1 protein-coding gene is annotated in these 429 nt (G+C 32.9%); it reads right to left on the bottom strand.

Annotated features, from left to right (window positions below):
• Positions 1-216: helix-turn-helix domain-containing protein (locus AC0DBE_RS21635; protein WP_472963754.1), on the bottom strand; the 216-nt coding region annotated here is incomplete at its 3' end.
• Positions 217-429: the final 213 nt, after the last annotated feature.

Raw genomic sequence — 429 nt, 5'->3', positions numbered from 1 at the left:
TTGTAATGCAGCATCACTTTTAATAAATTCATCAATGGTTGTTCCATAGATGTCCCCTAACTTTAAAAGATGGTGAATTTCGGGATAGCCCTGATTATTTTCCCACTTATGTATGTTTTGTACAGATACCCCTACTTGCTTAGCAATCTCTTCTTGAGACATCTTTTGTTCTTCTCTTAGTTTTTGCAACTTATTTCCTAACCTCAATTCATTCACCTCTATGACTACAGCAGCGTGTAAACAAAATTTGCTTGCACTACGTTTTCTCGTCTTCTACAATTCTAACATATTGTGGTAAAAAAGAAAGAAACAGTTAATAAGGCGTATACCAAAACCTAAAACGACAGTAATGAAAAATAGTGAGAATTCTCATGTGTAAAAATGAAAGAATGCACTTTTATCTCCATCCTTTTATTGTTTATACTAAAT

The sequence above is a fragment of the Bacillus sp. VA15 genome (assembly GCF_055721145.1).
This window is presented reverse-complemented; position numbering and strand designations above follow the sequence as displayed.